This is a genomic window from Moorena sp. SIO2C4 (assembly GCF_010672485.1).
GTDB lineage: Bacteria > Cyanobacteriota > Cyanobacteriia > Cyanobacteriales > Coleofasciculaceae > Moorena > Moorena producens.
This window is the reverse complement of record NZ_JAAHGN010001559.1, coordinates 1-1114: the sequence shown is the minus strand read 5'-3', so window position 1 is coordinate 1114 and position 1114 is coordinate 1. Positions and strand designations below refer to the sequence as shown.

Here is a 1114-nt window from a genome sequence, read left to right as displayed (position 1 = left end):
GCAAGAATAGTGCAGCCAAAGCAAGTTGGTAGGCTATGCATTAAAGGTGACAGGTTTTGTTGTAAGGCTGCACTATTAATCAGGTTTCGTCTCCGGGATGAAAGCTAGTAGCGACTTTAGTCGCCGTGAATATTTGAATCTGTCCGGGTATTTGTCGCCATATAGTGTAGAATAAAATAGTAACGGAGGAGGTCGATATCCGGTGATCATACTTGAATTCAAAGCGTACGGGAAAGATAGTCAGTACACTGCAATAGACGAGGCTATTCGGACGGTCAAGTTTATTCGTAATTCTTGCCTTAGATTGTGGATGGACAATAAAGGGACTGGAAAATATGATCTTAGTAAATACTGCAAGATACTAGCTAAACAGTTCCCTTTCGCTAATGAATTGAATTCAACAGCACGACAAGCAGCGTCTGAGCGTGCATGGTCATCGATTGTCCGATTTTATGACAACTGCAAAAAGAAGGTGCTAGGAAAGAAAGGTTTCCCCAGATTCCAAAAGCACTGTCGCTCTGTTGAGTACAAACAATCTGGATGGAAGCTTTCACCTAACAAAAAAGCTATAACTTTCAGGGACAAAAAAGGCATAGGTAAGCTGAAGCTCAAAGGGACATGGGACTTGTGGCGCTTTGATTTGAAGCAAATTAAACGGGTTCGCATCGTAAAAAGAGCTGATGGCTACTATGTACAATTCTGTGTTGCAGTTGAGGTAAAAGAGGAATTAACCCCCTCCAAAAGAACCATAGGATTAGATGTAGGTCTAAAAGAGTTCTATACTGACTCTGATGGAAACGCTGAGCCTAATCCTAGATTTTACAGGGCTGGAGAAAAGCGTCTAAAGTTTTATCAACGTCGAGTTTCTCGCAAAAAGAAAGGCTCATCCAATCGCAGAAAAGCTATTAATAGACTAGGCAGGCATCATCTTAACATAAGTAGGCAACGTGAAGAACACGCCAAGAGACTGGTTAGAAGTTACCGCAAGAAGAGTGCAGCCTTTATAGTTGATAGGCTATGCATCAAAGGTGGCAGGTTTTGTTGTAAGGCTGCACTCTTCTAAGGTTTCGTCTCCGGCACGTTGCGTAATCCGGTCTAACGACCTGGTCGCCTA

The 1114-nt window shown here is 42.6% G+C and carries 1 protein-coding gene; it reads left to right on the top strand.

Features of this window, described 5'->3' with window-relative positions; translation table 11 throughout:
* The first annotated feature begins 202 nt into the window (after positions 1-202).
* Positions 203-1063 carry an RNA-guided endonuclease InsQ/TnpB family protein gene (locus tag F6K20_RS39490; RefSeq protein ID WP_287298591.1) on the top strand — a complete coding sequence of 287 codons (861 nt, stop codon included), beginning with the start codon at positions 203-205 and terminating at the stop codon, positions 1061-1063.
* The last annotated feature ends 51 nt before the right edge of the window (positions 1064-1114 follow it).